Annotated in this window: 22 protein-coding genes and 1 pseudogene; 12 read left to right on the top strand and 11 right to left on the bottom strand. The window is 68.3% G+C overall.

Annotated elements, in window-relative coordinates:
* Positions 1-540: 540 nt before the first annotated feature.
* On the bottom strand, positions 541-3,546 hold the full coding sequence (locus tag U3653_RS21230; RefSeq protein WP_195081734.1) for a helix-turn-helix transcriptional regulator: 3,006 nt from the start codon (positions 3,544-3,546) through the stop codon (positions 541-543).
* Positions 3,547-3,812: 266 nt separating this feature from the next.
* Between U3653_RS21230 and U3653_RS21225 the strand changes: the two genes are divergently transcribed.
* Positions 3,813-4,958, top strand: a complete 1,146-nt coding sequence (locus U3653_RS21225; protein ID WP_195081735.1) for an epoxide hydrolase family protein — start codon at positions 3,813-3,815, stop codon at positions 4,956-4,958.
* 139 nt (positions 4,959-5,097) lie between these two features.
* Here the strand turns inward: U3653_RS21225 and U3653_RS21220 are convergent, their stop codons facing one another.
* Both U3653_RS21220 and U3653_RS21215 read right to left on the bottom strand, forming a co-directional pair.
* Complete coding sequence (locus U3653_RS21220; RefSeq protein ID WP_195081736.1) at positions 5,098-5,673, bottom strand: GNAT family N-acetyltransferase; 576 nt, start codon at positions 5,671-5,673, stop codon at positions 5,098-5,100.
* Positions 5,670-7,013: a helix-turn-helix domain-containing protein gene (locus tag U3653_RS21215; RefSeq protein WP_195081737.1), complete on the bottom strand. Its 1,344-nt coding sequence runs from the start codon at positions 7,011-7,013 to the stop codon at positions 5,670-5,672. Before U3653_RS21215 ends, U3653_RS21220 begins: the two co-directional genes overlap by 4 nt.
* A 214-nt stretch (positions 7,014-7,227) precedes the next feature.
* On the opposite strand from U3653_RS21215, the gene U3653_RS21210 reads away from it, so the two are divergent.
* Together U3653_RS21210 and U3653_RS21205 are read left to right on the top strand one after the other, a co-directional pair.
* A complete protein-coding gene (locus U3653_RS21210; RefSeq protein WP_195081738.1) occupies positions 7,228-7,569 on the top strand; it encodes a hypothetical protein in 342 nt (113 codons plus the stop codon).
* Positions 7,569-7,937, top strand: a complete 369-nt coding sequence (locus U3653_RS21205; protein WP_195081739.1) for a hypothetical protein — start codon at positions 7,569-7,571, stop codon at positions 7,935-7,937. Before U3653_RS21210 ends, U3653_RS21205 begins: the two co-directional genes overlap by 1 nt.
* Positions 7,938-8,276: 339 nt before the next feature.
* Here U3653_RS21205 and U3653_RS21200 read toward each other — a convergent pair whose 3' ends face one another.
* Complete coding sequence (locus U3653_RS21200) at positions 8,277-8,750, bottom strand: SRPBCC family protein (RefSeq protein WP_195081740.1); 474 nt, start codon at positions 8,748-8,750, stop codon at positions 8,277-8,279.
* A 63-nt stretch (positions 8,751-8,813) separates the two neighbouring features.
* On the opposite strand from U3653_RS21200, the gene U3653_RS21195 reads away from it, so the two are divergent.
* Complete coding sequence (locus U3653_RS21195) at positions 8,814-9,578, top strand: metalloregulator ArsR/SmtB family transcription factor (protein WP_195081741.1); 765 nt, start codon at positions 8,814-8,816, stop codon at positions 9,576-9,578.
* A 14-nt stretch (positions 9,579-9,592) separates the two neighbouring features.
* On the opposite strand, the pseudogene U3653_RS21190 reads toward U3653_RS21195, so the two are convergent.
* Together U3653_RS21190 and U3653_RS21185 are read right to left on the bottom strand one after the other, a co-directional pair.
* Positions 9,593-9,766: pseudogene (locus tag U3653_RS21190) on the bottom strand (NAD(P)H-binding protein); the annotation flags it as partial.
* 265 nt (positions 9,767-10,031) lie between these two features.
* On the bottom strand, positions 10,032-11,552 hold the full coding sequence (locus tag U3653_RS21185; RefSeq protein ID WP_195081743.1) for an MFS transporter: 1,521 nt from the start codon (positions 11,550-11,552) through the stop codon (positions 10,032-10,034).
* A gap of 75 nt (positions 11,553-11,627) precedes the next feature.
* On the opposite strand from U3653_RS21185, the gene U3653_RS21180 reads away from it, so the two are divergent.
* The 4 genes from U3653_RS21180 (at position 11,628) to U3653_RS21165 (ending at position 15,508) form a co-directional block, all read left to right on the top strand.
* Positions 11,628-12,554 carry a LysR family transcriptional regulator gene (locus tag U3653_RS21180; protein ID WP_195081744.1) on the top strand — a complete coding sequence of 309 codons (927 nt, stop codon included), beginning with the start codon at positions 11,628-11,630 and terminating at the stop codon, positions 12,552-12,554.
* A gap of 272 nt (positions 12,555-12,826) precedes the next feature.
* Positions 12,827-13,381, top strand: a complete 555-nt coding sequence (locus U3653_RS21175) for a hypothetical protein (protein ID WP_195081745.1) — start codon at positions 12,827-12,829, stop codon at positions 13,379-13,381.
* On the top strand, positions 13,378-14,514 hold the full coding sequence (locus tag U3653_RS21170) for a hypothetical protein (RefSeq protein ID WP_195081746.1): 1,137 nt from the start codon (positions 13,378-13,380) through the stop codon (positions 14,512-14,514). Before U3653_RS21175 ends, U3653_RS21170 begins: the two co-directional genes overlap by 4 nt.
* 4 nt (positions 14,515-14,518) lie before the next feature.
* Entirely contained in the window at positions 14,519-15,508 is a 990-nt protein-coding gene (locus U3653_RS21165) for an FAD-dependent oxidoreductase (protein ID WP_195081747.1), read from the top strand.
* A gap of 20 nt (positions 15,509-15,528) precedes the next feature.
* Here U3653_RS21165 and U3653_RS21160 read toward each other — a convergent pair whose 3' ends face one another.
* From U3653_RS21160 to U3653_RS21145, 4 genes are all read right to left on the bottom strand, one after another.
* A complete protein-coding gene (locus U3653_RS21160; RefSeq protein ID WP_195081748.1) occupies positions 15,529-15,951 on the bottom strand; it encodes a helix-turn-helix domain-containing protein in 423 nt (140 codons plus the stop codon).
* A 340-nt stretch (positions 15,952-16,291) separates the two neighbouring features.
* On the bottom strand, positions 16,292-18,127 hold the full coding sequence (cysC, locus tag U3653_RS21155) for an adenylyl-sulfate kinase (protein WP_195081749.1): 1,836 nt from the start codon (positions 18,125-18,127) through the stop codon (positions 16,292-16,294).
* The gene (gene cysD, locus U3653_RS21150; protein ID WP_195081750.1) at positions 18,127-19,059 is read right to left on the bottom strand and encodes a sulfate adenylyltransferase subunit CysD; all 933 of its coding nucleotides are present in this window, start codon (positions 19,057-19,059) and stop codon (positions 18,127-18,129) included. Before cysD ends, cysC begins: the two co-directional genes overlap by 1 nt.
* 9 nt (positions 19,060-19,068) lie before the next feature.
* Positions 19,069-19,968 (bottom strand): helix-turn-helix domain-containing protein, encoded by a 900-nt coding sequence (locus tag U3653_RS21145; RefSeq protein ID WP_195081751.1) that lies wholly within the window; start codon positions 19,966-19,968, stop codon positions 19,069-19,071.
* An 84-nt stretch (positions 19,969-20,052) separates the two neighbouring features.
* On the opposite strand from U3653_RS21145, the gene U3653_RS21140 reads away from it, so the two are divergent.
* From U3653_RS21140 to U3653_RS21130, 3 genes are read left to right on the top strand one after another with little or no spacing between them, the layout of a single operon-like run.
* Positions 20,053-21,216, top strand: coding sequence for a hypothetical protein (locus U3653_RS21140; RefSeq protein WP_195081752.1), 1,164 nt, complete (start codon positions 20,053-20,055; stop codon positions 21,214-21,216).
* Positions 21,216-21,992: an SDR family oxidoreductase gene (locus U3653_RS21135; protein WP_039797758.1), complete on the top strand. Its 777-nt coding sequence runs from the start codon at positions 21,216-21,218 to the stop codon at positions 21,990-21,992. Before U3653_RS21140 ends, U3653_RS21135 begins: the two co-directional genes overlap by 1 nt.
* 9 nt (positions 21,993-22,001) lie before the next feature.
* Positions 22,002-23,165, top strand: coding sequence for a sulfotransferase family protein (locus U3653_RS21130; RefSeq protein ID WP_324722431.1), 1,164 nt, complete (start codon positions 22,002-22,004; stop codon positions 23,163-23,165).
* A 499-nt stretch (positions 23,166-23,664) separates the two neighbouring features.
* Here the strand turns inward: U3653_RS21130 and U3653_RS21125 are convergent, their stop codons facing one another.
* Positions 23,665-24,342, bottom strand: coding sequence for a PaaI family thioesterase (locus U3653_RS21125; RefSeq protein ID WP_195081754.1), 678 nt, complete (start codon positions 24,340-24,342; stop codon positions 23,665-23,667).
* 199 nt (positions 24,343-24,541) lie between these two features.
* Between U3653_RS21125 and U3653_RS21120 the strand changes: the two genes are divergently transcribed.
* The gene (locus U3653_RS21120) at positions 24,542-25,192 is read left to right on the top strand and encodes an HAD family hydrolase (RefSeq protein WP_195081755.1); all 651 of its coding nucleotides are present in this window, start codon (positions 24,542-24,544) and stop codon (positions 25,190-25,192) included.
* Positions 25,193-25,196: the final 4 nt, after the last annotated feature.

Raw genomic sequence — 25,196 nt, 5'->3', positions numbered from 1 at the left:
GCTGTCCGCCGCCCAGCCCGCTCCGCCGCTCGCCATGCGCGGCTTGCCGCCCACCGCTCGCCCACCGCTCGCCGTGCGCACCCGGCCGCCCGTCCCCCGGCTGGCTTACCGCCCAACTCCCGCCGCCCGGCTGCTTACCGCCCAAGGTCCGTCGTCCGCTGTCCGACGCTCGGCCGTCCGCCATGCGCAGCCCGCCATGCGCCGCTTGCCGCCTGACGTCCGCTGTCCGACGCTCGGCCGTCCGCCATGCGCAGCCCGCCATGCGCCGCTTGCCGCCTGACGTCCGCTGTCCGACGCTCGGCCGTCCGCCATGCGCAGCCCGCCATGCGCCGCTTGCCGCCTAACGTCCGCTGTCCGAAGCCCGGCCGCTCGCCCTCCCCGCTCGCCGTCCGCTCATCGCCAACCGCCGCTCGCCGTCCGGCCGCGCTCGCCGCTCAGTGGCGTCGGCTCATGCGCGGAGGCAGGCAGTTGCCGCAGAGGAGGTGCCTCCGCGATCGCTTCAGGCGGGCCCACACAGTTCGCCGGGGATCGCGGTGGTCGTCATTCGGCGACGAGCAATCCGCGTTCTCGCGCGATCGCGGCCGCCTCGGTTCTGCTGGACGCCCCGAGCTTGGTGAGGATCCGCGAGACGTGCACACCCGCGGTGTTGGCGCTGATGAACAACTCGGCCGCGATCTGCCGGTTGCTCGCGCCCGTGGCCACCAGGCGTAGGACGTCGAGTTCACGCGGGGTCAGGCCCGAGGTACTCGCCGACCGGGCCGGGGCGGACGGGTTCCCGGCTTCGGCGAGGTCGATGCCGGCGCGGTCGGCCAGCTGTCTGGCTTGCTCGGCGAGGGGCGCCGCCGCCAACTCGTCCGCCAGCCCGAGGGCCGACCGCAGTGCGCCGCGGGCCGCCGCGCGATCACCCGCGGCCAATTCCGCGCGGCCGGTTTCGAGCAGGCTGCGCGCCAGCTCGTACGGCCGCCCCAGGGCTCGCCAGGAGGAAGCCGCCGCGGCCCAGTCGGCGGGACGGCCGCTGCGCACCGCGTGGCAGGAAGCCCGGTACGCGGCGTCGACCGCGGTGGTCACCGGCAGCTTCGCGACAGCGGAGCCGAGAACCATGGGCGCGCAACGTGTCCGCGCGATGGCATCGGCCAGTGCCCACGCCTCGTGCGGGTGCGCGACCAGATCGTCCGCGGTCAGCGTCGCGGCACCGATCTCGGCGGCGCGCTGCGGATTGCCCGCCGCGTGCGCTATCTCGGTCTGCACGGTGTGCAGCTGGATCTGATATTGCCTGGCCCAGCGCCGATTCCCGAGCAAGGGTTGCGCGGTCGCAGCGCTCGCCGCCGCGGCCTGGTCGTCCCCACGCGCGAGCATGATCCGCGCGTGGCACAGCAGCAGCGCGGCGGTGCTCAACGGGGGCAACTGCTCGGTGAGCGATTCGTCGATCAGATCCAGCGCCTCGTTCCAGCGCCCCAGCGCTGTGAGCGCCTGCGCCCACTTGACCAGCAGGATCGGCGCGGCCTCGGCGAATCGGTAACTCTCGTGCGCGGCGCGCAACCCCTGCTGGATCGCCGTGATGGCCGCCTCGTCGGCGCCTGCCGAGACCAGCAGCGCCGTCTGCCACAGCACGACGGTCAGTAAGGTGCCCGGATCTCCCGCGGCCTCAGCGGCGGCATGCGCCCGCTCGAAATGGGTCATGGCGACGTCGGGACGGTTCGCGGTGGCCAGCCCGAGATAGGCGTGGGCACGCGCGGCCAGCGCGGCGGCGCTCCGGTCCTCGCGAAGGTCGTTCGTATGCCGCCGGTGCCTCGTCGCGGACGCGGCGTCGGCACCGGCCGTGTCTTCTGCTGCGACGCCCCCGGCCGGGTGCGTTGCGACCGCGCCCGGCGTGCGGAGCGCGATTGCCGACACCGACGAGGTGCCGCCGGCGGTCGGGCCACCACGTAACCGTTCGGCCACTTCGACAGCGGCCCGCGCAGCGTTCTCGGCCACGGCGGCGCCGCTGAACACCCGCGCCGCGGCGAGTTCGGCGAGGATTTCACCGCGCAGCAGGGTCGGCTGGTCCGAAGGAAGATATGCCAGCGCCGCGAGCAGATCGTCTTCGCCGCCGCCGCTGCTCTGATTGCGCAGTCCGGCGCGGTAGTAGTGCAGGCACGCGGCACGCTCCGGGTCGGCCCCCGCATCGATGGTGGCCAGCGCCTCGTCGGCCGCTGCGATGCCGCGCTCGATGACGCCGCCGCGATGACACGCGGCCACGACCGCTGCCAAGACGTCGAGCCGATCGGCGTCCACCCGTCGCGCCGCTTCCGGTACGCGATCCCACAAATCGAGCACCCGGTCCAGGTGGCGCACCTGATCGCGGTGCGCGCTCACCCTTTCCGCCTCCGCCGCGGCGTCCCACGCGGCTTCGAATGCCAGCAGCAGGTCTCCGGCGGCATACGCGTGGTAGGCCAGTTCGGCGGCCGGGCATCGGTCCGCGCCCGGCTTCCTTCGCCGGGTAGCCAGGGCTTGGGAAAGTCTGCTGTGCAGTGCTTTTCGCTCCGCCGGTAGGAGGTCTCCGTAGACGGCGTCGCGGATGAGAACGTGCCGGAACTGGTAGCCCGTGTCGGTGGAAACCAGGAGCCGCTGGTCGACCAGCTGACGCAGTGCTGTGGCGAGCGCGCCCTCAGGGAGGTCGGAGGCGGCCGTCAGCAGGGTGTGCCGGACCGGCGACCCGGCCACCGCCGCGAGCCGCAGCACCGACGCGGTCTGATCGGGCAGGTCGGACAGGTGATCGAGCAACAGCTCCGACAGCTCGGCGGGCGTGTCCTCCGGTGCGGGATCGAGTGCCTCGACGTACAGCGGGATTCCCCTGCTGCGCTCGAAGATCCGCCCGATGGTCCCTGGCTCGGGCTCCCTGCCGCGCAGCGCGGCCAATTGCCTGCCGACCTCGTGCCTGGTCAGCGGTGCTGGATGCAGCAAGCGGACACTCGGGTCTCGGCGCAGGCTCGCGATCAGCTTGCGCAACGGCTCGGAATCGGCAGGCCGGTGGGTGCCGACCAAGAACAGATCGCCTTCGGCGATGTTGGCCACCAGGAAGGCGAGCAATTCCAGGCTGGCATCGTCGGCCCAGTGCAGATCTTCCAGCACCACCACCAGCGGCTTGGTCATCGAGAACTGTTCCAGCACGGTCAGGATCTCACCGAACAACCGGATCCTGTCGGTGTCGGCCTCCGCCGCGCCCGACCGCGCCGCCAGTTCCGGAAGCCAGCGCGCCAGCGCCGGTCGCATCGGAAGCAGCGTCGCGAGCGCCTCCACGCCCTGGTCACGCAGCAGTGTGCGGATGACCGCGACGAACGGCGTGAACGGCACCCCTTTCGCGCCGAATTCCGGGCACCTTCCGTATGCCACTACCGTACGAGCCCCGAGCCGCGTCCGGAACTCCGCGACCAACCGCGACTTGCCGATACCCGCCTCACCCCCGACCAGCACGGTATGCACCGCCGGGTCGCGATAGGCATCCTGCAACGCCGCGAGCTCAGCGGCCCGCCCCACAAACGCGCCGCACACCGGAAGGCTGACCACGGCGCGATCATGCCCGCACCGCGCGCTCGACGCCAGTTCGCGAGTGGCACACCATCGAGAGGTCTTCTCGGCCGATGCCGCAGTGGTGTGCCACTCGCGAACTCGAGACCGGGGGCGCGGCCTCGGCGCGACCAGCGCGCCGCCGGGTTCGTGGCCGATAGTGGTACGGCCCGGGTTCGGCGTTACTCGTCGGTGGGCTGGGCGAGCGCGGAAATAGTGATTTCTCGTGATTCGGCGGCCACCTCGTTACGCGAAGTATCAATGGCATGACGAACACCGAGATCCGCCCCTTCCGTATCGACATTCCGCAGGCCGACCTGGACGAGCTTCGGCTGCGGCTGGCGCGTACCCGCTGGATCGATGAACTGCCCGGCGCCGGCTGGGAGCGTGGTGTGCCGACGGGGTACCTGAAGGAGCTGGCCGGGTACTGGGCCGAGAAATTCGACTGGCGTGCGGCCGAGGCGGAGCTGAACGCCTACCCGCAGTTCACCACCACCATCGACGGCCAGAATGTGCACTTCCTGCACGTGCGTTCACCCCGGGAGGACGCCACCCCGTTGTTGTTGCTGCACGGCTGGCCCAGTTCGGTGGCCGACTTCCGCGACGTGATCGGCCCGCTCACCGACCCGGACTCGGACGCGCCCGCGTTCCACCTGGTCATCCCGTCGTTGCCCGGCCACGGTTTCTCCGGGCCGCTCACCGAGACGGGCTGGAACGACGGCCGGATCGCGGCGGCGCTCGCCGAACTCATGGCTCGCCTCGGCTATGACCGCTACGGCGTGCAGGGCGGCGACCACGGCGCGTTCATCGCTCCGGCCCTGGCGCGGATCGACACCGACCACGTGCTCGGTGTGCACGTCAACGCACTGGTCACCTTCCCGACCGGCGACCCCGCCGATCTGGCCGCCCTCACCGACGCGGAAAAGGCGCGGCTCGCCGCGATGAAGAAATTCCAAGACGACGGCTCGGCCTACATGAACCTGCAAGGTTCCCGCCCCGACACCATCGCCCAGTTGCTCGCCGACTCCCCGGCCGGGCTGCTCGGCTGGATCGCGGAGAAATACCGCGAGTGGACCGACAGCGCCCACGACCTGCCCGAACAAGCCGTCGACATCGACCGCCTGCTCACCACCGTGAGCATCTACTGGTTCACCGACACCGCCCGCAGCGTCGCCAACCTGTACTACGAACGCTTCCACGACGCCACCATGTTCGCCCCGAAACCGAAGGGCACCATACCTACCGGCGTCGCGGTCTTCAAGGACGGCGACTACGCCATCCGCCGCTTCGCCGAACGCACCCACAACATCACCCACTGGTCGGAGTTCTACTCCGGCGGGCATTTCCCGGCACTCGAGGTGCCGGAGCTGCTGATCGGCGATATCCGCGAGTTCTTCCGGTCGCTGGATTGATCCAGTGGAGTCGGAGGGGCAGGAAGTGGCGCCCTCCTGCCCCTCGCCGTGAGTGACTCAATTGTCATCTGATCAACGAGCACGCTGAACCGACGGTACGTGCATCTTTGTCTGCGGTGGACAGCTCGCGCACCCCCCGCTATCCCAACTCTCGAATCAAGACGTCGAAAACAGGCGCATCCGGCCAGCTCGGCTTTGTCACGCCGACTCGGGACCATCCCCAGCGCAGATACGCCCGGTAAGCGCGTTCGTTCTCGGGCTCGACCAGTAGCGTTGCACGCCGTTCTGGTCGGCCACACAGCAGCGTGTCGTGCAGGCTCCGCGCCAACCCACGGCCGGTGTATTCGGCGCACACCATGATCTCTGACAGCGCGAACGTCCGGGCACCATCCTCGGCCGTGAAAGTGTCGGGGTCGGCAAGCCGATCGTCTGGCTGAAAATTGCGCCACCAAGTGGCATCCGGGCGCAGCGTCCACCCCCATGTCTGCCCTGCGGGGATGCCGCCGACATACGCTATGACCATCGCGAACACACTGGCGCCTGCGGGGTTCGTGTAGCTGTCGAATCGGTGCATGAACTGGTCGGGCGCGTCGAACGGATCACCGGACGCAATCGCGTCGACGTATGACCGACGGTAGATGTCTTCGACCGTCGGCCGGAGTTCACGTGCCGCCACAGCGTCGACATGTCGGAAATCGACATCCGGAAGATTCACTCCCCGATCCCTGTCTTCGTGAAGTTATCCAGGCGGTGCCGGAACTCGGCCCCCTCAGGCAAGTCGGCGGTCGCGCGCCGAATGGGTTCGAGAACTTTCAAGGTACGGGGTGACGATACGCCGTTGTCCATGTGGTCCAGCACTGACATCGCTTCCGCCAGTGCCCCGCTGTGGTCTCCCATTGCTGTTCGTGCCGATGCCAGCCATGCCCGTGTATTGACGGCGTTTCGATTACTCGATTGCTCGCTGACGGCAGCCTCGAAGAGGCGAACTGCCCTGGTGAGATCGCCGACGCGTCCACAGCCTCTAGCCTCGTGACCACGAACCTCACTGTGGTCCACACTGCGCAGCCACGTCGGGCAGTCGGCCAGAGCTTCGTATTCCACTGCCTGGTCGATTTCGCGCCAGGCTGTCGCGATCGCACGGCCGAATTCCCTACGATCACCGAGTAAGCCGGCCGCCTGAGCTCGGCGAATCGCAATCAGGGCGTGGATACGGCCGGGCGGTCGACCACGCATCAGATGATGCGCGCGGCCGATGAGACGCAACGCGTGGTGAGGGTTCGCCCGGCCCGTCCGGCTGAGCGCAATGGATTGGTTCGCGGCGTACAGACAGCTATGAGCTGTGAGATCGGCATCGTCCGCTTGGCTTGCCAACGCCATGGCATCGGAGTAGCAGCGGCGTGCGAGGGCATGCATGTCGGCGTCGAAAGCCAGCCATCCGGCCAGGACCGCGAGTTCACCAGTCGCACTGGTGAACGCGTTTCCGCTTGCGCTATCGAAAGTACCGGTTTCCAGGAGATTCTTTGCGCGGTTCAATTGGGTTACCGCCGTTGCCACCAGGGGAGCGCCACCTGCCCGCTGATCCTCGACCTCCAGAGCATCCACTGTATCGAGCAGTCGCCGTACGTCGCTCATGCCGATTCGGACGCCGTCGAGATCCCGCGACTCCAGAACCGCAGCTGCCCCTGCCGCTGCGGCCAAGCGTCCGAACTCGCGTCGTTTCACATCACTGTCGGCTTCGCATACATCGACATCGAACGCACCACCACATGGTTCGGTCGAAGTTGTGGATTCATAATCGCCAGGATGCCTCGGCTTTCGTGCTTGGTCCACCGCCGACCAAAATCGCTCGGCCTGTCGCTCGTCGAGCCGCGCCAGTTGAGTATCGAGGTCATGGGCGGATTTCCCTCGGATGGGGCGGGAATCAGTCGCACGTTGCCATTTCCTGACCGTGACAGGCTGGTAGCCGACCTGCTCCGCGAATTCTTCCTGGGTCAGCCGTAGCGCAGCGCAGCGCAAAGCCTTGACCTCGACCCCGGTCCAATTGGTGACAATCATCGCGGTCCCCCACTCCACGTCTGCATTCTGATGTGTCGGAAGCGTATCGGGTCCGTGCGGTCTTGTGCCTAGGAACGAACAACCAGGTCAGCCACGCTCGAGTTGGCCTCGGTGCCGGGTGAGAGCATCCCTCGTCTCAGCACAGACCACGTTGCCAGGGTCCGGGGATCCCCGGCGCCGGGTGCCACACCACATCGACGGATAAGGGGCGGACATGGTGGAAATCGCGCTGGGCTACATCCGGCTGGATCAGTCCGGCAAGGACCACGTCGAGGAGGAGCGCGCGATTCGGGCGCTAGCCGAACGAAAGGGCTATCCCGAGCCGGAAGTGCTGGTCGTGGATCGCGATGCGCTGATGCCGACGCTGCTGCTTGTACAGGCGATCCGCCGGGTGGGCGCTTCGGCCGTCATCGCTCCGACTCGGGAGCACATCTGGACTGCCAGGCGTGCGCTCACGGAGGAGGTGGCGCTGATTGTCGTTGCGCCCGAACAGATGTGGGAGCGTGGGCACCGGTGGCCGACGTTCGGATCGTCGGAGAGCGGGGTGGGCGTTTGATGTCCGGCTGGTCCGAGTTCGGCACAGCGCTGATGGTGGGGGCGGTCGCGGTCGCAGTACTGCTGACGGTCTTGTTCGCGGCGAGCCGATGGTGGCGGAAGCCATTGCGTGGTCCGAGCGTCTATCACATCGCCGAACGCGTGGGCCATGAGCAACTGTGCCTGCTGGGCTGGCCGCCATTGGGTTGGCCTGCGGTAAAGCCGACCGACGGCCCGGAATTCGCTCCCGGCGATGCGCACGCGCTCATGCAGGTGCATTTGGAATGCGATGCGAACGAATGCTCGTGGAAATGCGCGGCGGTCGAGGCTCTGCGGCTCACGGGCCGGATGCGCCCTTCCAAGTATCCGCGCCGTCCGGACCGCCGTTGACCCACCGGTCGGCAACCGTCGCGTGCTCCGCGAACCACCGGCTCGTCGTCACGACGGGCCGTAAATTGCCTCGGCATCGCGGAGCAACAGCATCACCGGCCCCGTACTCGGAGGGTCAGACGCTCGCGACAGCTGTGATATCGCGTGGAAGCACCGTAATCAGGACTCGCTCGCGGACCGGAGGCCGTCGAGCGGCGTCTGGAGCGATGGTGTGATCGACGTATTTCCTTCGGAGGCGTTGAGTCCACAGACCGTTCTTGTGAGCCCACTGATCAGTCGACGTGGTGCGTCGAAGCTGCCCGCGCTGCTGGTTTCGGGTTCGGTCGTCCGGTCCGAAAACTAGCTGCCGGAGACGATGGCGGCAAGGTTGGCGAGCTCGTTCTCCCGTCCCTGGGTGAGGCGCTGAGTCCAGACGTCGTCGTGCATGGCGTCGACGGTCATGACCACGCGGACGCCCGCGTCGGTCGGCTCGAGCTCGACGGTGGTGAGGAATTCGTACGGCTCGACGCCGGGGATGAAGTCGGCCAGGGAGGTGTAGGCGAGCCGGTCGGGGCCGTCGATCTCGGTGAACGTCTTGCGGGACTCGGTCGACAGTGGCATGCCCGCGGATCGCATGAATTCGATTTGCTCGGGGGCGGTCGCGGTCATCGTGTAGACCAGTTCGCCGCCAGGGCGCAGGTCGAGCTGATCGACGCGGACGGTGAAACCGTCGGGCGCCCACCACTTCTCGATGCCCGCCGGGGTGGTCCACAGTTCCCAGATCGCCTGGGCGGTGGCGGGGTAGTCGCGTTCGATGCGGATCTGCTCGGACATGTCGTGCTCCTGGTTCAGAAATATTCCTTGAAAGGAATATATCTGAGGAGGCATGCTTGGTCAATGGACCCCGCACTATTCGCCGCTCTGGCCGAACCGAACCGCATGCGGATCGTGGAGTTGCTGAACGCCGCGCCGCGTCCGGTCGGCGAGATCGCTACCGCACTCGGCCTGAGACAACCGCAGACGACCAAACATCTGCAGGCGCTTCAGCGCGCGGGCCTGGTGGTAATGGAACCGCTCGGGCAGCGCCGCATCTACGCCCTGCGCCGGGGTCCGCTGCGCGAGCTGCGACAGTGGCTGGCGGGATTCGAGGCCGACCATCCCTCGGAGTCGGTGCTCGCGGAATACCGGGTGGCAATCGCCGCCGAGCCGTTGTCGGCCCACGAATTCCATCGGACGCTGTCGGCGCCGCCGGCGACCGTGTGGGAGTGGTGGACCTCGCCCGACCTGGCTCGCCGGTGGTGGCACCCAGCGCATTTCGAGATCGCCGACTGCGTCTTGCGGCCGGTCGTCGGGGGCGCCCTGTCGATCGTGCTCCGCGAGGGGGACGGTGCGCTGTATTCCAGCGCCGGGCGCTACCTCGAAGTCGTTCCGCCCGAACGGCTCCGGTTCGAGTTGTCACCGCTGGACGGCAACGGGACCCCGTTGTTCCGGGCCGACCATCTCCTCGAGTTGACCAGCGTCACCGGCGGCACCCGCGTCGACCTACAGATCGACGTGTCCGACCCGGCCCCGGGCTCGGAACCGGCCATGGCCGGCATCCGCTTCGGCTGGGATCAGCTGCTGGACAACCTCGCTCACGTCATCAACTCGGCCACAAGCTGATTCGGCTACCGAGTGATGCTGTCGAGCTCATCGAGGTCGCCGCGTCTCGCCCGGGCTCCTTTCCGCTCGAGCGCGGCGGCCGATGCATCCGAACGGGCGAGCCCGGTGACCTCGTGACCAGCGTCCAGCAACTGGTCGACGACGGCCGAACCGATCCATCCGGTCGCTGCGGTGACAAAGATTTCCATGCTGATACTCCTTCGTGTAGGTCCGCGACTACTTCGCTGATTCGATCCGGCGGCGAGCGGAGCGGCAACCAGCGGTCTGTGATGTAGGCGGACGCCCGTAACCCGTGCAGAGGTATCCGCTGGTCGGCTGCCGGTGCTGACACGGCGCAGCGCACTGGGCAAAGCGCTGAATCGGCCGGCATATTGAGCTGATGGCGGCTATTGGGGGAAAGCTGTTCGATGGTTGTCGGACTACCGCACCCGATATGTCGATATCGTCCGCTGATCAACCGGCGGCGGGCCCCCTCCGCCGGGACAGCGCAGACTGCAGCACCACCAGACCGCCGAGGACGAGTACGATCACGCCGATCGCGCGGAGTCCGGCGTCCGCGCCCGAGACGAACGCCGTTATCACTTCGGTGGCGCGATCGGGGGCGGTCGAGGCGAGGGCTTCGGCCACGGTGTGCGGGGAATGGCCGGCGCGGATGTCCGGCGGCAGGGCGGCGGCGAACCGTGCGGTGAGCACCGTGCCGATGACGGCGACGCCCAAGGCGCTGCCGAATTCCCTGGTGGTGGCTTGCAGTCCCGCTCCGACTCCGGCCTGCTCCCGCGGCAGCGCACCGGCGATGGCGCCGGAGAGCGTCGGAAGCGCCAGTGCCACACCGATTCCGGTGACCACGAGCCACGCCGCGTAGGCGACATAGGACGTCTGCGTGCCGCTGGTGGACAGTCCGAGCAGTCCGCAGCCGACGAACGCGAAGGCCAGCGCGATGGTCGCGTCGAGGCCGATGCGTCCCGAGACGCGTCCGGCGTGTCGTGCGCCGAGGATGATCGGGAGGGTCAGCGGCACGATGCCCAGCCCGGTGCGCAGCACGCCGAACCCCTTGCCGTACTGCAAGAACGACGCGTTGACATAGAACAGCGCGAACATGCCGAAGAAGACCGCCGTCATACCGAGGCAGGCACTGCGCAGGCCGGGTACTCGGAACAACCGGGGATCCAGCAGCGGGTGCTCGACTTTCAGTTCCACAACCGTCCACACGGCGAACAGCACAGCGGCGCAGACGAATCCGGACACGACCACCACACTGTCCCACCCCGCCTCCGGCCCTTGGACGATGCCGAGCAGCAGCGCGACCGACGCACCGACGAGCAGCACCGTGCCGATCGGGTCGAGGCGGCGATCATGGCGCGGCGACACCGGCGCGACGCGTCCCACCAGCGCGGCGAGAACCAGGCAGATCGGCACGACGGCGGCGAACAACCACCGCCACGATCCACCCGACAGGATCGAGCCGCCGCCGACGTTGCCGACGACTCCGCCGATGCCCGTCATCGAGGCCCAGGTGGCGATGGTCGCGCCCTTGCGTTCGGCGGGGACGGCGTGCAGCAGGACCGAAAGGGTGTTGGGCAGCACGGCGGCGGCGCCGACTCCGGTGATCGCACGGCCCGCCAGCAGCAGCGCCACGTTCGGTGCGAGCGCGCAGAGCAGTGCGCCCGCCGCGAACAGCACCAGCCCGATGAGCAGCACTCCCTTGCGCCCGAAACGATCTCCGGCGGCACCGCCTGGGATCACCAGGCACGCGAAGACGATCACGTAGGTGTCGATGATCCAGATCAGCGCCGAGGCGGACGGGTGAAGCGCGCTCGCGGCGAGCATCGGGACGGCGAGATTGATGGCGGCGACCATCCCGACGACGAGCACCACGCAGGCGCACATCACCGCGAGCAGGCCACGCCGGGTGACGGGAGGGGACATCGGGTCCGGTGACGGCCCACGATCCCGGATCAAGACATTGAACGGCATGTCGACGACGGTATGGACCTCGCGTGTCTGCATGCCACGCAACTTTGGCAATTATCTCTTGCGTACCATGCAACTATGCCGGAGCAGCTCGATCTGAACCTGCTGCGCGTGTTCGACGCGCTGATCCAAGAAGGCAGCGTCACGGCGGCTTCCGAGCGCCTGCATCTGTCCATCCCGGCGACCAGCCGGGCACTGGGCCGCTTGCGCCGGGCGATGAACGACCCGATCTTGGTACGGGCCGGTCGCGGAATGGCTCCCACACCGTTCGCGCTGCGCACCGCTCCGCGAGTGCGGTCGCTGCTCGACGAGGCATCCGCACTGATCAGCGCCGACCGCGAGGTCTCGATCGGCGAGCTGAAGCGCACCTTCACGATCCGCATCAACGACGGCGTCGCGGCGACACTGGCGACGGCTGCGGTCGAAGCCACGGCCGCCGCCGCTCCCGGCGTGGTGCTGCGCTTCGTCACCGAAGGCAGCGAAAGCGCCGAGGCCCTCCGCGACGGCTCGGTCGATCTCGATATCGGCGTCGGCGACGTCGCGGCTCCCGACATCCGGACAGCCGTGCTGTATCGGGAACGAATGGTCGGCATCGTCCGAGCCGACAGCCCGCTGGGCATGCGCCGCCGCCCGACCTTGCGCCAACTGTGCCGCCATCCGCACGTCTCGGCCTCCCGCCGCGGCCGGGCGCGCGGACCGCTCGACGACGCACTCGACGCCGTCGGGCTGCAACGCCACGTCGCGGCCGTCGTCCCGTCCTTCGCGGTCGCGGCGCTACTGGTCGCCACGAGCCGCTACGTCGGCCTCGTCCCGCAGCGCCTCGCCGAACAGTACGGCCCGGCTCTCGGCATCCGCTGGTTCCCCCTGCCCGACACCTTGCCGGAGGTCGATGTGCGCCTGCTCTGGCACGCCCGCCTCGACGCCGACCCGGCCCAGCGCTGGCTGCGCGACACGCTCCGCGCCGCGCTGTGCGGCGAGAACACCGGAGTCGATTCACTCGGCTGAATGACACCATGTCGCGCCGGATCGGGTCGGGCCGCGCAATGACAACCGCGAATGCTACGCCACGGCAGCCCGATTCGGACTGATGCTGTTCGGTCGCGGTGATGGTACTTTGAACGCCGAACCGCCGGGCACGGGGCTTGGAACGGCATCGGTCGATCAGGCGCGGCGCTCGGCATCGTATTCGTACCGTTCGACACACCGGTTGCCGAAGGTCGGGCGGTGGGGTGGGCTGCGGAGTGTGACGTCTGATGATTCCCGTGTGGCGCGGGCGCGTGAGACGCTCGCCCGGCGATCCGGCGGCGATCGCCGGAAGTGGGCCGGACGCGGAATCGCGTTTCGTCCCGAACCCCGCGATGGTGCGTGAGGTCGAACATCGCACCCGGCTGCTGCTTCAGCGCATGCAGGTGCGTGAACTGCTGACCATGCGCCAGCTGATCGAGCGCTACTGCGAGTTCACCGGCGCCACGGTGCTGCTGCAGGAAAAGCTGCTGCCGGTCGATTGCTTCTTCGCGATCACGCTGAAGCTCTCGGCGCCGCCCGACACGTATGTCATCGCGTACCAGAAGGCGACACCCGCCTGGCATCAGGATCACGGCATCGGGCACGAGTTCGGTCACATCATCGCCGGGCACTACGAGACCGGAAGCGTGCACCGCCATTCGGCGATGTCCCCGGAACGGGAATGGGAAGCGGAGTACACCGCGAACCTGCTGGCGCGGTGGGCATATCAGGTGAGCCGGGTGCTCGACCGGCAGCGCGCCCTGCGTCCGATGCAGCGAGAAGAAGACCCGTCCCTGCCGCTGCAGGAGAGAATGGGCTGGCTGTGATCTACATACCGCACGGGTGGCTCATCGCGGCATTCACCGTGGCCATGATCTGGAAGGCGAGTCAGTACCGCCGGAACAAGGACGTCGCTCTGCTCGCGGTGGTCGGGGCGTTCTTCTTCCTGGCGTCGGGATATTCCTTCGGAGAGTATGTCCAGGATCGGTCGGATCCGTGGTTGCTGACCGCGATGGAATACGAATTCATCGGCACCGTGCTGCTGGTGGGCGGCAAGGTCTGCATCGTCGCGTTCTTCGTGCTGGCCGCGCGGCACACCGCGCAGACGAAGAAGATCCTGATCGCCGTCGCCGTCCCGCTGGTCGCCTCCATCGCGGCCTTGGCGGTGTTCGCCGTCGCCGCCGGGCCGGACGCGAAGCCCTATGGGTTCACCGACCCTGCCGTGGTCGGTTTCTCGCTCGGCGAGAAGGTGATCACCGTGCCGATCGGGGTGCTGATCGTCTACTACTGCGTCGCATACCTGCGGTTGCTGTCGGGGACGCCTGCGCACGGCATCATGCTGGCGGTGATCGGTGCGGTGTTGATGCTCGCGGCGACCGTGGCGTTCACCGTTCAGCTCGGTTATCACGCCGCATCGGCGAAGCCGCCGCGAGCGCTCGTCGTGCTCGGTCGATGGGAGGTCTATCTGGGGCAGTTCATCTTCCTGCTGGGCGTGTCCTGGTATGGCTTGGTGATGCGGATCCGAGCCTTGGTCGCCGGCCTCGGGGCACTGCGTGACGTTTTGCTGCTCTGGCGGCTGTGGCGTTTCGCGGTCGGCGTGATCACCCGGTTCCTTCCGGAACGGCCGAATCCCGCTTTCCGACTCCGGCAACCGCTGGCCGCCATCATGGAGCGGCGTCAAGCGATGATGGTCGACATTCGCGATGCCCTGATGTTGCTCAGTCCCCAAGTCGACCCGACGTCGACCGCCACGCTTTCCGGATACGCGCGCGAACTCCAGCGCGTCGCCACGGCCAATCGCGAGCGGCCGGTGCTGTACGGTGAGCCGCACCGCGCGGCCGTGGACAAGGCTGATACGTTCGACGCCGACCGTAAACTGCTCGTGGCCTTGGCGGCCAGCCTGGGGGAGGACATGATTCGGGTGCGTCGTCGATGGTTCCGCCCAGCGGTGAAGGTGTGACCTGATGTTTCGAGCCGAAGTCATCGGTTGCGGTATCGGAGGGGCATGTGCGGCACTCGCGATGGCGAAAGTCGGTGTCCGCGTTCAAGTCTACGAGCACGCGACGCGCGCGGCCGATGTGGGCGGCTGGGTCACGCTCGGTCCGGCGGCATCGACCGCGCTCGACCAGATCGGATTGGGGGAAAGGGTCAGGGCTGCCGGATTCCCGGTGGTCGGCGTCAGCACCGTCGACACGGTCACCGGACGGGCGAGTTCCTTCCCCCGGACCGAGCCCGGTCATCGCTGGTCGAGTACCCATGTGTGGCGCAGGGATCTGCTGGCCGTGTTGCGCGAAGGACTGGACCGAGCGGATATCTCTTGCGACTACGGAACTCGGGCCGACCCCGGTGGACGCACGGGCGATCTGCTGGTCGGCGCGGACGGCGCTCGTTCGGCTACCCGGCGCATGCTCGGCGATCGCCGTGAGCCCACCTACACCGGCCAGTCGATCCGGTACGGGCACTTCCCGGAACCGGTGCGCGGGCTGCCGACGAACGTGCTGCACTTCTGGTCGCATCCGGACGGAGTGGTGGGGTATGTGGGGGACGATCGCGATGGATCGTTCTGGTTCAGCAGACGGAACGTCGCTTCCGCGGCCACGGTGACCGATCCCGACGTGTTCCTCGACGCCCTGCGGGTCACGCCGGTGGCGGAAGTGCTGGAGCGCTCCGAGGTGAGCGCGCCGATCGCGCTGTACGAACTGGAACCCGAGGGAAGGTGGCACAACGCGGACACGGTGCTGATCGGCGATGCGGCGCATGCCGTTTCACCGGCGGCGGGGCGGGGTGCGACTTCTGCCATCGAGGACGCGATCGTCTTGGCGAAGGCGTTGCGCAGTGCGAACTCCATTGCCGCCGCGTTGGATTCGTACACGGAAGTTCGCCGCCCGATAGCGCAAGCGACCTTCCGGCCCGGTGCCGCGCCGCGAATCCCGGCGGCCGACCTGCGGCTCTGATACGGGGCGACAGCCGTCGCTCAGCCAGTGGTCTCCTCGTCTTCCTCGGTGGCGGCCGGTCGGCGATAGAGTTCGTGCTGCTGGAGGTCGCGGAGGATATTGCCGACTATGGCTCCGAACGTCGACCTGCCCAACTCGTTCAGTGTGCTGAGTTCGGACAGGCGGAAGCCGATCGCCTCGACGCCCGCCTCGGAAAGCTGCGCGGCCAGCCGCGAGTCGACGTCGGCTTGCTGTGCGGCGGCGCCGTCGAGGAATTCGCGCACGTCCACGCCCAGCGCCACGGAAATCCCTTCGATGGTGCGGAAACTCGGGTTGCGGACACGTCCGAGCCGGATGTGCGACACCTGCGCCGGGCTGAGCGGATAGCCGAGCGCGGTCGAGCGCTCGGCGATGTCCTTGTTGGAGTAGCTACGCGCATCCCGCTGCTGGGCGGCGGCGATCACCCGATTGAGGTGCCGCGCGATAGGACCGGCGTCCTCCGCCTGCTCCTCGGTGCAGTCCTCTCCATCCGCAGACACGACCTGTGCCACCAACCTCCCGATTCGGCCCGTCCCCGTGGAACCATGGTATCGGCATGTAAAGGATCAGAGCGCACCGGCTAGAAATCTAGCGCTTTACAATCGGATCCTAGCGCCCTACGCTCGTATCCGAACCGATTACGGGGATGTCGCCGAAGCCGGCTTCGTGTATCGACTGTGGAGGGGATAGCCGATCCACGAAGCCGGCTCCGGCGGTCAGCTACGGACCGTCGATCGGCACGGCGGCCGCCGCACCGAGGCGGGATCAATCAATCCGGCTCAGCCGCGCGAGGATCGTCGCCGCCATCGCCGCCGGATCCCCGTGGTCGGGCCGCAGCACGATCTCGGCTTCGGTCGGCGCTTCGTAGGGGTCGTCGATGCCGGTGAATCCGCGGATCTCGCCCGCTCGGGCCTTGGCGTACATGCCTTTCGGGTCGCGGGCCTCGCAGACCGCCAGTGGCGTGTCGACGAAAACCTCGAGGAACGGGATGCCCGCCGCTTCGTGGGCGGCGCGGGCGCGGTCGCGGTCGGCGCGGTAGGGGCTGATCAGCGAAACGACCGCCACCACACCGGCTTCGGCGAACAGTTTCGCCACTTCGCCCACGCGCCGCACGTTCTCTTCCCGGTCGGCCGCGCTGAATCCGAGATCGGAGTTCAAGCCGTGGCGCAGGTTGTCGCCGTCGAGGAGGAACGCCGGGCGGCCCGCCGCCACGAGTCTGCGCTCCAACTCCACCGCGACGGTGGACTTCCCCGAGCCCGACAAGCCGGTGAGCCAGACCGTCAGGCCGCGGGTGGCGCGCTCGTCACGCTCGACGGCGGTGGAGTGCCAGACCACCCGGGACGAAGGCAGGCTCGGGCCGGTGATCATGCCCGCGGCGACGGTGTTGTTCGTGGTGTCGTCGACGAGGATGAAACTGCCGGTGGCGCGGTTGCGCCGGTAGGGGTCGAACAGCAAGGGCTGGCGGGTGCGCAGCTGGACGCGGCCGATCTCGTTGAGCGACAATGCCTCCGCGTGCTCGTCGCGGTGCAGGGTATTGACATCCAGCCGGTAGTCGAGCGAGCGCACCTCGGCGGTGGCCGCCCGGGTGGTGTGCCGGATGGTGTAGGTCGCGCCGGGGGTGAGCTGGGTGTCCTCGGCGAACCAGCACACCATCGCGTCCAGGTCGCGTCCCGTGTTCGGCCGGTTGTTCGGGCGGCAGATCAGGTCGCCGCGGGAGATGTCCAGCTCGTCGGCGAGCTGGATGGTGACCGCCTGCGGCGGGAACGCTTCCGCGACGGGTGCGCCGCCCGGCCCCCAGATCGCCTCCACCGTGGTGGTGAAGCCCGACGGCAGCACCGCCACTTCATCGCCCGGTTTGAATACCCCGCCCGCCACCGTGCCCGCGTAGCCGCGGAAGTCATGGGCGTGACTGCGGGTGACGTACTGCACCGGGAAGCGGGAGTCGATCAGGTTGCGGTCGGAGGCGATGTGCACCTCTTCGAGGTGATGCAGCAGGGGAGTGCCCTCGTACCACGGCATGCTCGCGCCCCGGTGCACGATGTTGTCGCCGTGCAGCGCCGACACGGGAACGAAGGTCAGATCGGAGACGTCGAGTTTGGAGGCGAAGCGCGCGAACTCCTCGCGGATCTCCTCGAACCGGTCCTGCGACCAGTCCACCAGGTCCATCTTGTTCACGCACAACACCAGGTGCGGGATGCCGAGCAAACTGGCGAGGAACGCGTGCCTTCGGGTCTGCTCGACCACGCCCTTGCGGGCGTCCACCAGGATCAGCGCCAGGTCGGCGGTGGACGCGCCGGTCACCATGTTGCGGGTGTACTGGACGTGCCCCGGGGTGTCCGCGATGATGAATTTCCTTCTGGGCGTGGCGAAATAGCGATGGGCCACGTCGATGGTGATGCCTTGCTCGCGTTCGGCGCGCAGGCCGTCGGTGAGCAGCGCGAGGTTCGGGTAGTCGTCGCCGCGGTCGCGGCTGGTGCGCTCCACGGCGGCGAGCTGATCGGTGAACAGCGTCTTGGAGTCGAACAGCAGCCTGCCGATCAGCGTCGATTTGCCGTCGTCGACGCTGCCCGCGGTGGCCAGGCGCAACAGTGTGGTCGTCATCAGAAGTAGCCTTCGCGTTTGCGGTCTTCCATCCCCGCCTCGGAGATGCGGTCGTCGGCGCGGGTGGCGCCGCGCTCGGTGACCCGCGCGGCGGCGACCTCGGCGACCACCTCCGCGGGCGTGGCCGCGTTCGACTCGACGCAGCCGGTGCAGGTCGCGTCGCCGACGGTGCGGAACCGTACGGTGGCCTCGTACGGCTCCTCGCCGTCGAGCAGCTGAAGAAAACGGGTGTGCGCCAACAGCATTCCGTCGCGTTGCACCACCGGCCTGCGGTGCGCGTAGTACAGCGCGGGCAGCTCGATGCCTTCGGCGGCGATGTAGCTCCAGATGTCCAGTTCGGTCCAGTTCGACAGCGGGAACACGCGGATGTGCTCGCCGGCCCGGTGCCTGCCGTTGTAGAGGTTCCACAGTTCGGGGCGCTGCCTGCGCGGATCCCACTGGCCGTACTCGTCGCGGAAGCTGAACACCCGCTCCTTGGCGCGCGCCTTCTCCTCGTCGCGGCGCGCGCCGCCGAAGACCGCGTCGAACGAGCCCTCCTGGATCGAGCGCAGCAGCGTCGTCGTCTGCAACCGGTTGCGCGACGCGCGCGGCCCGGTCTCCTCGACCACCCGTCCCGCATCGATGTCGTCCTGCACCCGCCCGACCACCAAGCGCAGCCCCAGGCGCGCCACCGTCTCGTCGCGGTAGGCGATCACCTCGTCGAAATTGTGCCCGGTGTCGATGTGCAGCACCGGGAACGGCAGCGGCGCCGGCCAGAAGGCCTTGGCCGCCAGGTGCAGCATCACCACCGAATCCTTGCCGCCGGAGAACAGCAACACCGGGCGCTCGAATGTCGCTGCCACTTCACGGAATATGTGCGCCGACTCGGCCTCGAGCGCGTCCAGATGGGGCAGCTCGTAGGTGCTCGCCGTCGACTTCGCGTACTGGCTCACACCGCAAAACTAGAACACGTTTCGGTCTTCGGTCAATGGTCTGCGTCCGCCCGAGTTCGCCGTCACCGCGTCGGCGGCGGCCACCAGCGCCGCGCCGCGGCGGGTGATCTCCGCTCCGGTGATCGAGCGGCCGACGTACATCGTGAGCACCATGTTCTGCCTGCCGTCGCCATCGAAGGTCGGTGCGGCGAGCAGGCTCACCGCGTGCTCCTTGCGCGGCCGCAGGTCCGCGCCCAGGTACACCCGTTCACCGAGGCTGGTCACCAGTTCGCCGACCAGTTCCCGCAGCTCGGGAGGCAGATCGCGATCGGCGACTCCGGCCAGCAGCGAGTACAGCCGCCGTCCCGCGGTGGTCATGCTCTCGACCAGGAATCCGCGCTCGCGGCATTCGGCGACGACCTGGCGCAGGCGCGCCTCGTCCTGCCGTAGCGGCACCGCGGGCGGCTTGGCCAGCCAGGCGTCGAACGCCGCGTCGGTGTCCCAGAGCACGTACATCAGGCCGACCGGCGGCGCGAAATGGTAGGCCGCGCCCACCTTCACCAGGCCGGGACCGGTGCTCTCCAGCACCATGATCTGCTCGCCGACGACCGCCGACGCGGTGCAGGTGGTGTGGTAACGCGCGGAGAGTTTCTCCAGCTCGACGTGGGCCAGCGCGGAGATGGCGAAGCTGTCCTGCGCCACCCGCCCCGCAGCGATCAGCGCCGGTCCGAGCCCGTAGGTCCTGGTGTCGGCGTCGCGCACCAGATAGCCGCCCGCCGTCAGCTCGGTGAGGATGCCGAGGCAGGTGGGTTTCGCCAGGTCGAGTTCGCGGGCCAGTTCGGACAGCCCGAAGCGCTTGCCGCGCTGTTCGACGAAGAAATCCAGCACCTGCACCACCCGTGCGGTGGGCGCGGACCGACGGCTGACCATTGACCACTCCTAGAACACGTTCTAATCTTTCTCCTATCGAAATGTACCAGAGCGGTACATATTTGGAACACCGGAGAGAGCCTCTTGCTGACACAGCCGTTCGCGGACGCAGTCGCCGCCGCCGAGCAGATCATCACCGGAGCCGCGCACATCCGCACCGAACAGGACCTCGTCGAGGGTTACGACTATCTGGCGGGCAGCATCCGCGCGTCGTTGCAGATGGCCTGGGCCTACGAGCTGGACTTCCCGTTCTTCGTCATGTCCACCGGCCCGTACACCAAGATGGGGCTGGACAACCCCGACACCCTCTACTACCACTCCTACCTGCGCCCGGACGCCGAATACGTGGTGACCGGCACCCGCGGCACCACCCGCGACCTGAGCTTCCAGGTGCTCAACGGCAACTATTCGCCCGTCGACGTGCCCGACAGCCTCACCGCCTTCGACGATCGGGAACTCGATATCCGTCCGGACGGGAGCTACGAGATCCGCTTCGGTCCGGGCGAGGCGCGCCCCGGCTACGTCCACCTCGGCACCGACGCGGCGATGCTCGTAGTCCGCGAGGTGCACAGCGATTGGGCGACCGAGAAGGCGGGCACCATCCGCATCCAGCGCGCCGACCGGATCGGCGAAGCGCCGCCGCCGCCGACCAAGGACCTGCTCGCCAAGCGGTACGGCGTGGCGGGCAAGATGCTGGTGTCTCGGTTGAAGACCTTCCTGGCCTTCCCGGAGTGGTTCTATCTGAACCTGCCGGTGAACACGCTGACCGAGCCGAGGCCCACCCCCGGCGGGCTGAGCACCCAGTTCTCCTCGGTGGGTCACTACGACCTGGACGACAACCAGGCCATGATCATCACGGTGCCCAAATCCGACGCGCCCTACCAGGGCTTCCAGCTCGGCAGCATGTGGTATCTGTCGCTGGACTACATCAACCACCAGACCAGCCTCACCGCCGACCAGGCGCACGTGGACCCGGACGGGAAGATCCGGCTGGTGGTCAGCGAGCGCGACCCCGGCCTGGCCAACTGGATCGAGCGCACCGGGCACTCGCGGGGCTACCTCCAGTTCCGGTGGCAGCGGCTGTCGCGGGAGATGAAACCCGACGACGGGCCCACCGTGGAGGTCGTCTCCGTCGCGGACCTGCCGAACCGCCTGCCGTTCCACGAGCAGGCGCGGGTCACCCCGCAGCAGTGGCGCGACCGGATCGCGGCGCGTCAGGTCGCCGTCGCGGAGAGGATGCTGGGCTGATGTTGTTGCAGGACAAAGTGGTCGTCGTCTCCGGCGTCGGGCCGGGACTCGGGCGCGCGATCGCCGTGCAGAGCGCGAAGGCCGGCGCGGACGTGGTGCTCGCCTCCCGCACCGAATCGCGGCTGACCGAGGTGGCGAAGGAGATCACCGAACTGGGCAGGCGCGCGGTGGTCGTCCCGACCGACATCAACGACGAGGCGGCGGCGGCCAACCTGGTCGAGGCCGCCCACAGCGCGTTCGGCAAGGTGGACACGCTGGTGAACAACGCCTTCGCGATCCCGCCCATCGTCGACCTCGCCGATGTCGATCTGGACCAGGTGCGCGCGGGCTTCGAGACCAACGTGCTGGCCGCGTTGCGGCTGACCAGGCTGTTCGTGCCCGCCCTCGCCGAGACCAAGGGATCGGTGGTGATGATCAACTCGGCGGTGCTGCACCACTCGCGGCGCACCTTCGGGCCGTACAAGATGGCCAAGGCCAGCCTGCTCGCGCTGGCGCAGAGCCTGGCCACCGAACTCGGGCCGAAGGGCATCCGGGTCAATTCCGTCGCCCCCGGCTATATCTGGGCCGACAACCTGAAGTGGTACTTCAACTATCTGGCGCAGCAGCGGGGGATCACCCCCGATGAGGTCTACGCCGAGACCGCGAAGACCACCGACCTGCGCAAACTGCCCGAGCCCGACGAGATCGCCGACGCGGTCGTGTTCTTCGCGTCCGCCATGGCGCGCGCGATCACCGGCGCGTGCCTGGACGTCAACGCAGGCGAATTCCACCACTAGGAGATGACCGTGATCGGTAGGGACGACGTCGGGACCATCGACGATCTGCACGCCTCGGCGACCAAGGTCGTCGGGCTGGACGACTTCGGCGCCGACGACTACCGCGATGGCCTCGAGGTGCTGCTCGAGTCCTATGCGAAGGACGCCGAACTCACGCCGTTCGGCAACAAGGTCAACCGCGCCTTCCTGCGCGGCGCGCTGATCGCGCGGCTGCTCAGCGAGGCGGCCTGGCGGCAGCATCCCGAACACGCGGAGGTGGCGATCGAGCGCCCGATCTTCGTGACCGGCCTGCCGCGCTCGGGCACGACGGCGGTGCACCGCCTGCTCAACGCCGACCCGGCGCACCAGGGGCTGGAGATGTGGCTGACCGAGATGCCGCAGCCGCGCCCGCCGCGCGAGACCTGGGCGAGCAACCCGGTCTACCAGCGTCTGGCGGCCGCCTACGACAAGCACCACGTCGAGCACCCGGAATTCATGGGTGTGCACCACATCTCGGCCGATCAGGTCGAGGAGTGCTGGCAGTTGCTGCGGCAGTCGGCCATGTCGGTGTCCTACGAGTGCCTGGCCTACCTGCCCACCTATTCCGAGTGGCTGCGCGACCGGGATTGGACGCCCGCCTACCGCAGGCACCGGCGCAACCTCCAGTTGATCGGGCTGCCGGACGCGGGCAAGCGATGGGTGCTCAAGAACCCCAGCCACCTGTTCGCGCTGGACGCGATCTTCGAGGTGTATCCGGACGCGCTGGTCATCCAGATGCACCGCGATCCGCGCACCATCATCGCGTCGGTGTGCAGCTTGAACGAGCAGGCGTCGGCGGGCTGGTCGGAGAAGTTCCGCGGCCCGGTGGTCGGCGCGACCCAATTGGATCTGTGGGCGCGCGGCGCGGAGCGGTTTCTCGCCGACCGCGAACGCCACGACGCGGCGCAGTTCTGCGATGTCGACTACGACGAGTTCGTCGCCGATCCGATCGGCACGGTCACGTCGATCTACCGGCACTTCGGGCTGCCGCTGACCGACGAGGCGGAGGCGGCGATGACCGCGCTGCACGCGGAGAGCACCTCGGGCGCCGCGCGTCCGGCGCACCGCTACACCCTCGGCGATTTCGGATTGAGCGCCGAGCAGGTGGACGCCCGGTTCGGCGCGTACCGGGAAGCGCACTTCCCGGGGCGGTGATCGGTCGGCGCTCGCCGGTGGGACTTCCGACCGGCCAGCGCCGCAGCGTCCGGCCGCGAACGCATCGCGCGCGAGTGTGCATCGAGTGCGGGTACGGGGCTGCCGGGTCGCGCTCGACTCGCCTACCTGGGCTCTTCCGGCAGACACGAATTCCCCTGCTATGCAGCGCGTTTCGTGCAAACTGGCACCGTACGCCATTCGCGACGGCATTCTGCGTCGCAAGCGATCGATGGCCTGCGACCCGATGGCCCGGCGCCTGACGATTCCGGTCGTCGCCGTGCTTGCACGGACTCCGTCGGACCGCCGCGGTCACCAGGACGAGCGACAGCGCGACCCCCGCGGCGGGCCGAAGCGGCAGGGGTGAGCGGCGGAGAGCGTGTACCCAACTAATCGGTAGCCGGAATGCCCCGCGTCGGAAGCCAACGCCGCTCAGCGTGGCGCGGGGCGTCCCCAAGACGCCCCCGCGAACCGGTCAGCCCTCGACGTGCTGGAACGTGTGTCAGGGCTGTCCGGGCTTGAGCACGATGAACAAGCCGTTCGCCTCCGCGCACAGCCGGTCGCCGTCGTGCAGGGTGGCCCGCACGTAGACTTTGCGGCCCTCCTGGCGTTCGGCCCACGCGCGCACCTTCAGCTCGGTGTTCAGCGGCGTGATGGAGCGGTAGTCGACGGTGAGCGAGGCCGTCCTGGTCACCGAGCCGGAGCGCACCGCCGCCGCCATGCCGAGCAGGTCGTCGAAGGCGATGGCGATCTGGCCGCCGTGGGCGGCGCTGTTGCCGCCGAGGTGGAAGGTGCGGAAGGTCAGACGCGCGTCGACGCCGTCCTGCGGGTCGACATGGTCGATGAGGAACGGCGGCAGGGTGATGTTGCCGCGGGCGGGCAGATCGAAGCGGGTCCAATTGGGGGTCGACCACTCGTCCACCTTGGCGGCGTCGAGCTTGTCGTTCAGCTCCTTGAGCACGCCGATCGCCTCCACCGCCAGCTCGTCGGAGGGCGAGGCAAGCCGAACCCGGTCCATCAGGCCGCGCACCTGCTCGATGAACTGGCCGTAGTGCGGCCCGCCGCGGGAGATGTCGTCCTTGGCGGCCTCGTGCGCGGCGATCAACTCGGTCATCGGCCGGAACCCGCCCTCGTGGTGCTCCTTGCTCGGCAGCGAGTCGCCGGCCTGCGGTTCGTTCATAAGAACAAGTTATCGGTTGCCCGGCGAATGCTCGCCGCGCGGGTGCTGTGTCCGTCGTCACGGGTCGTGACCGCCTAGGCTGGTGCGCGACCGGATATCACCCTATCCCGGGTGGTATCGGCCCCGGTTCCCGCGGCCGCAGATGTGTCCCGGCTCGCTGGATCGGTGACCGCTTCGGCTGGCGAAAGGCTCTGTGCGCATGGGTATCACCGCGGTGGTGTTCGACATGGACGGCGTCCTGATCGACTCCGAGCCGGTCTGGGAACTGGTGCGGCGTGGCTACGTCGCGGAGAAAGGCGGGCGGTGGCTGCCCGACACCCAGCAGCGGCTGATGGGGATGAGCACCGGGGAGTGGTCGGCCTACCTGAGCGGCGAACTCGGGGTCGGCGAGCCGCCGGAGACCGTCGCGCGGGAGGTGATCGAGCGGATGTCCGAGCGCTACGCCGACGGGGTGCCGCTGCTGCCGGGCGCGGTCGAGGCCGTGCAGCGGATGTGTGAGCACTGGCCGCTCGGGCTGGCCAGTTCGTCGCCGCGCGCGCTCATCGACACGGTGCTGGGCCGGACGGGTCTGATCGAGTATTTCTCCGTCACCTTCTCCACCGAGGAGGTCGATCGCGGCAAACCGGCGCCGGACGTCTACCTGACGGTCGCGACGTTCCTGCGGCAGCGGCCGGGCGACTGTGTCGCCGTCGAGGACTCGAGCAACGGCCTGCGCTCGGCCCACGCGGCCGGGATGCGGGTGATCGCGGCGCCGCGCCCGGAGTACCCGCCTGCTTCCGATGCGCTCGGCTTGGCCGCCAAGGTGATCTCGGGCCTCGACGAACTCACTCCGGCGTTGATCGCCGGTTGAGGTT

Origin of the sequence: Nocardia implantans (assembly GCF_035544775.1) — a bacterium.
GTDB lineage: Bacteria > Actinomycetota > Actinomycetes > Mycobacteriales > Mycobacteriaceae > Nocardia > Nocardia implantans.
The sequence above is the reverse complement of the archived record's forward strand: the minus strand, read 5'-3'. Positions and strand labels throughout refer to the sequence as shown.

Excerpts from the sequence above, each read along its gene's own strand:
- U3653_RS21165 (WP_195081747.1), top strand. The coding sequence starts at position 14,519 with ATGTTTCGAGCCGAAGTCATCGGTTGCGGTATCGGAGGGGCATGTGCG.
- U3653_RS21215 (WP_195081737.1), bottom strand. The coding sequence starts at position 7,013 with ATGATTGTCACCAATTGGACCGGGGTCGAGGTCAAGGCTTTGCGCTGC.
- U3653_RS21195 (WP_195081741.1), top strand. The coding sequence starts at position 8,814 with ATGGACCCCGCACTATTCGCCGCTCTGGCCGAACCGAACCGCATGCGG.
- U3653_RS21135 (WP_039797758.1), top strand. The coding sequence starts at position 21,216 with ATGTTGTTGCAGGACAAAGTGGTCGTCGTCTCCGGCGTCGGGCCGGGA.
- U3653_RS21225 (WP_195081735.1), top strand. The coding sequence starts at position 3,813 with ATGACGAACACCGAGATCCGCCCCTTCCGTATCGACATTCCGCAGGCC.
- cysC (WP_195081749.1), bottom strand. The coding sequence starts at position 18,127 with ATGACGACCACACTGTTGCGCCTGGCCACCGCGGGCAGCGTCGACGAC.
- U3653_RS21120 (WP_195081755.1), top strand. The coding sequence starts at position 24,542 with ATGGGTATCACCGCGGTGGTGTTCGACATGGACGGCGTCCTGATCGAC.
- U3653_RS21185 (WP_195081743.1), bottom strand. The coding sequence starts at position 11,552 with ATGCCGTTCAATGTCTTGATCCGGGATCGTGGGCCGTCACCGGACCCG.
- U3653_RS21145 (WP_195081751.1), bottom strand. The coding sequence starts at position 19,968 with ATGGTCAGCCGTCGGTCCGCGCCCACCGCACGGGTGGTGCAGGTGCTG.
- U3653_RS21205 (WP_195081739.1), top strand. The coding sequence starts at position 7,569 with ATGTCCGGCTGGTCCGAGTTCGGCACAGCGCTGATGGTGGGGGCGGTC.
- U3653_RS21210 (WP_195081738.1), top strand. The coding sequence starts at position 7,228 with ATGGTGGAAATCGCGCTGGGCTACATCCGGCTGGATCAGTCCGGCAAG.
- U3653_RS21200 (WP_195081740.1), bottom strand. The coding sequence starts at position 8,750 with ATGTCCGAGCAGATCCGCATCGAACGCGACTACCCCGCCACCGCCCAG.
- U3653_RS21125 (WP_195081754.1), bottom strand. The coding sequence starts at position 24,342 with ATGAACGAACCGCAGGCCGGCGACTCGCTGCCGAGCAAGGAGCACCAC.
- U3653_RS21180 (WP_195081744.1), top strand. The coding sequence starts at position 11,628 with ATGCCGGAGCAGCTCGATCTGAACCTGCTGCGCGTGTTCGACGCGCTG.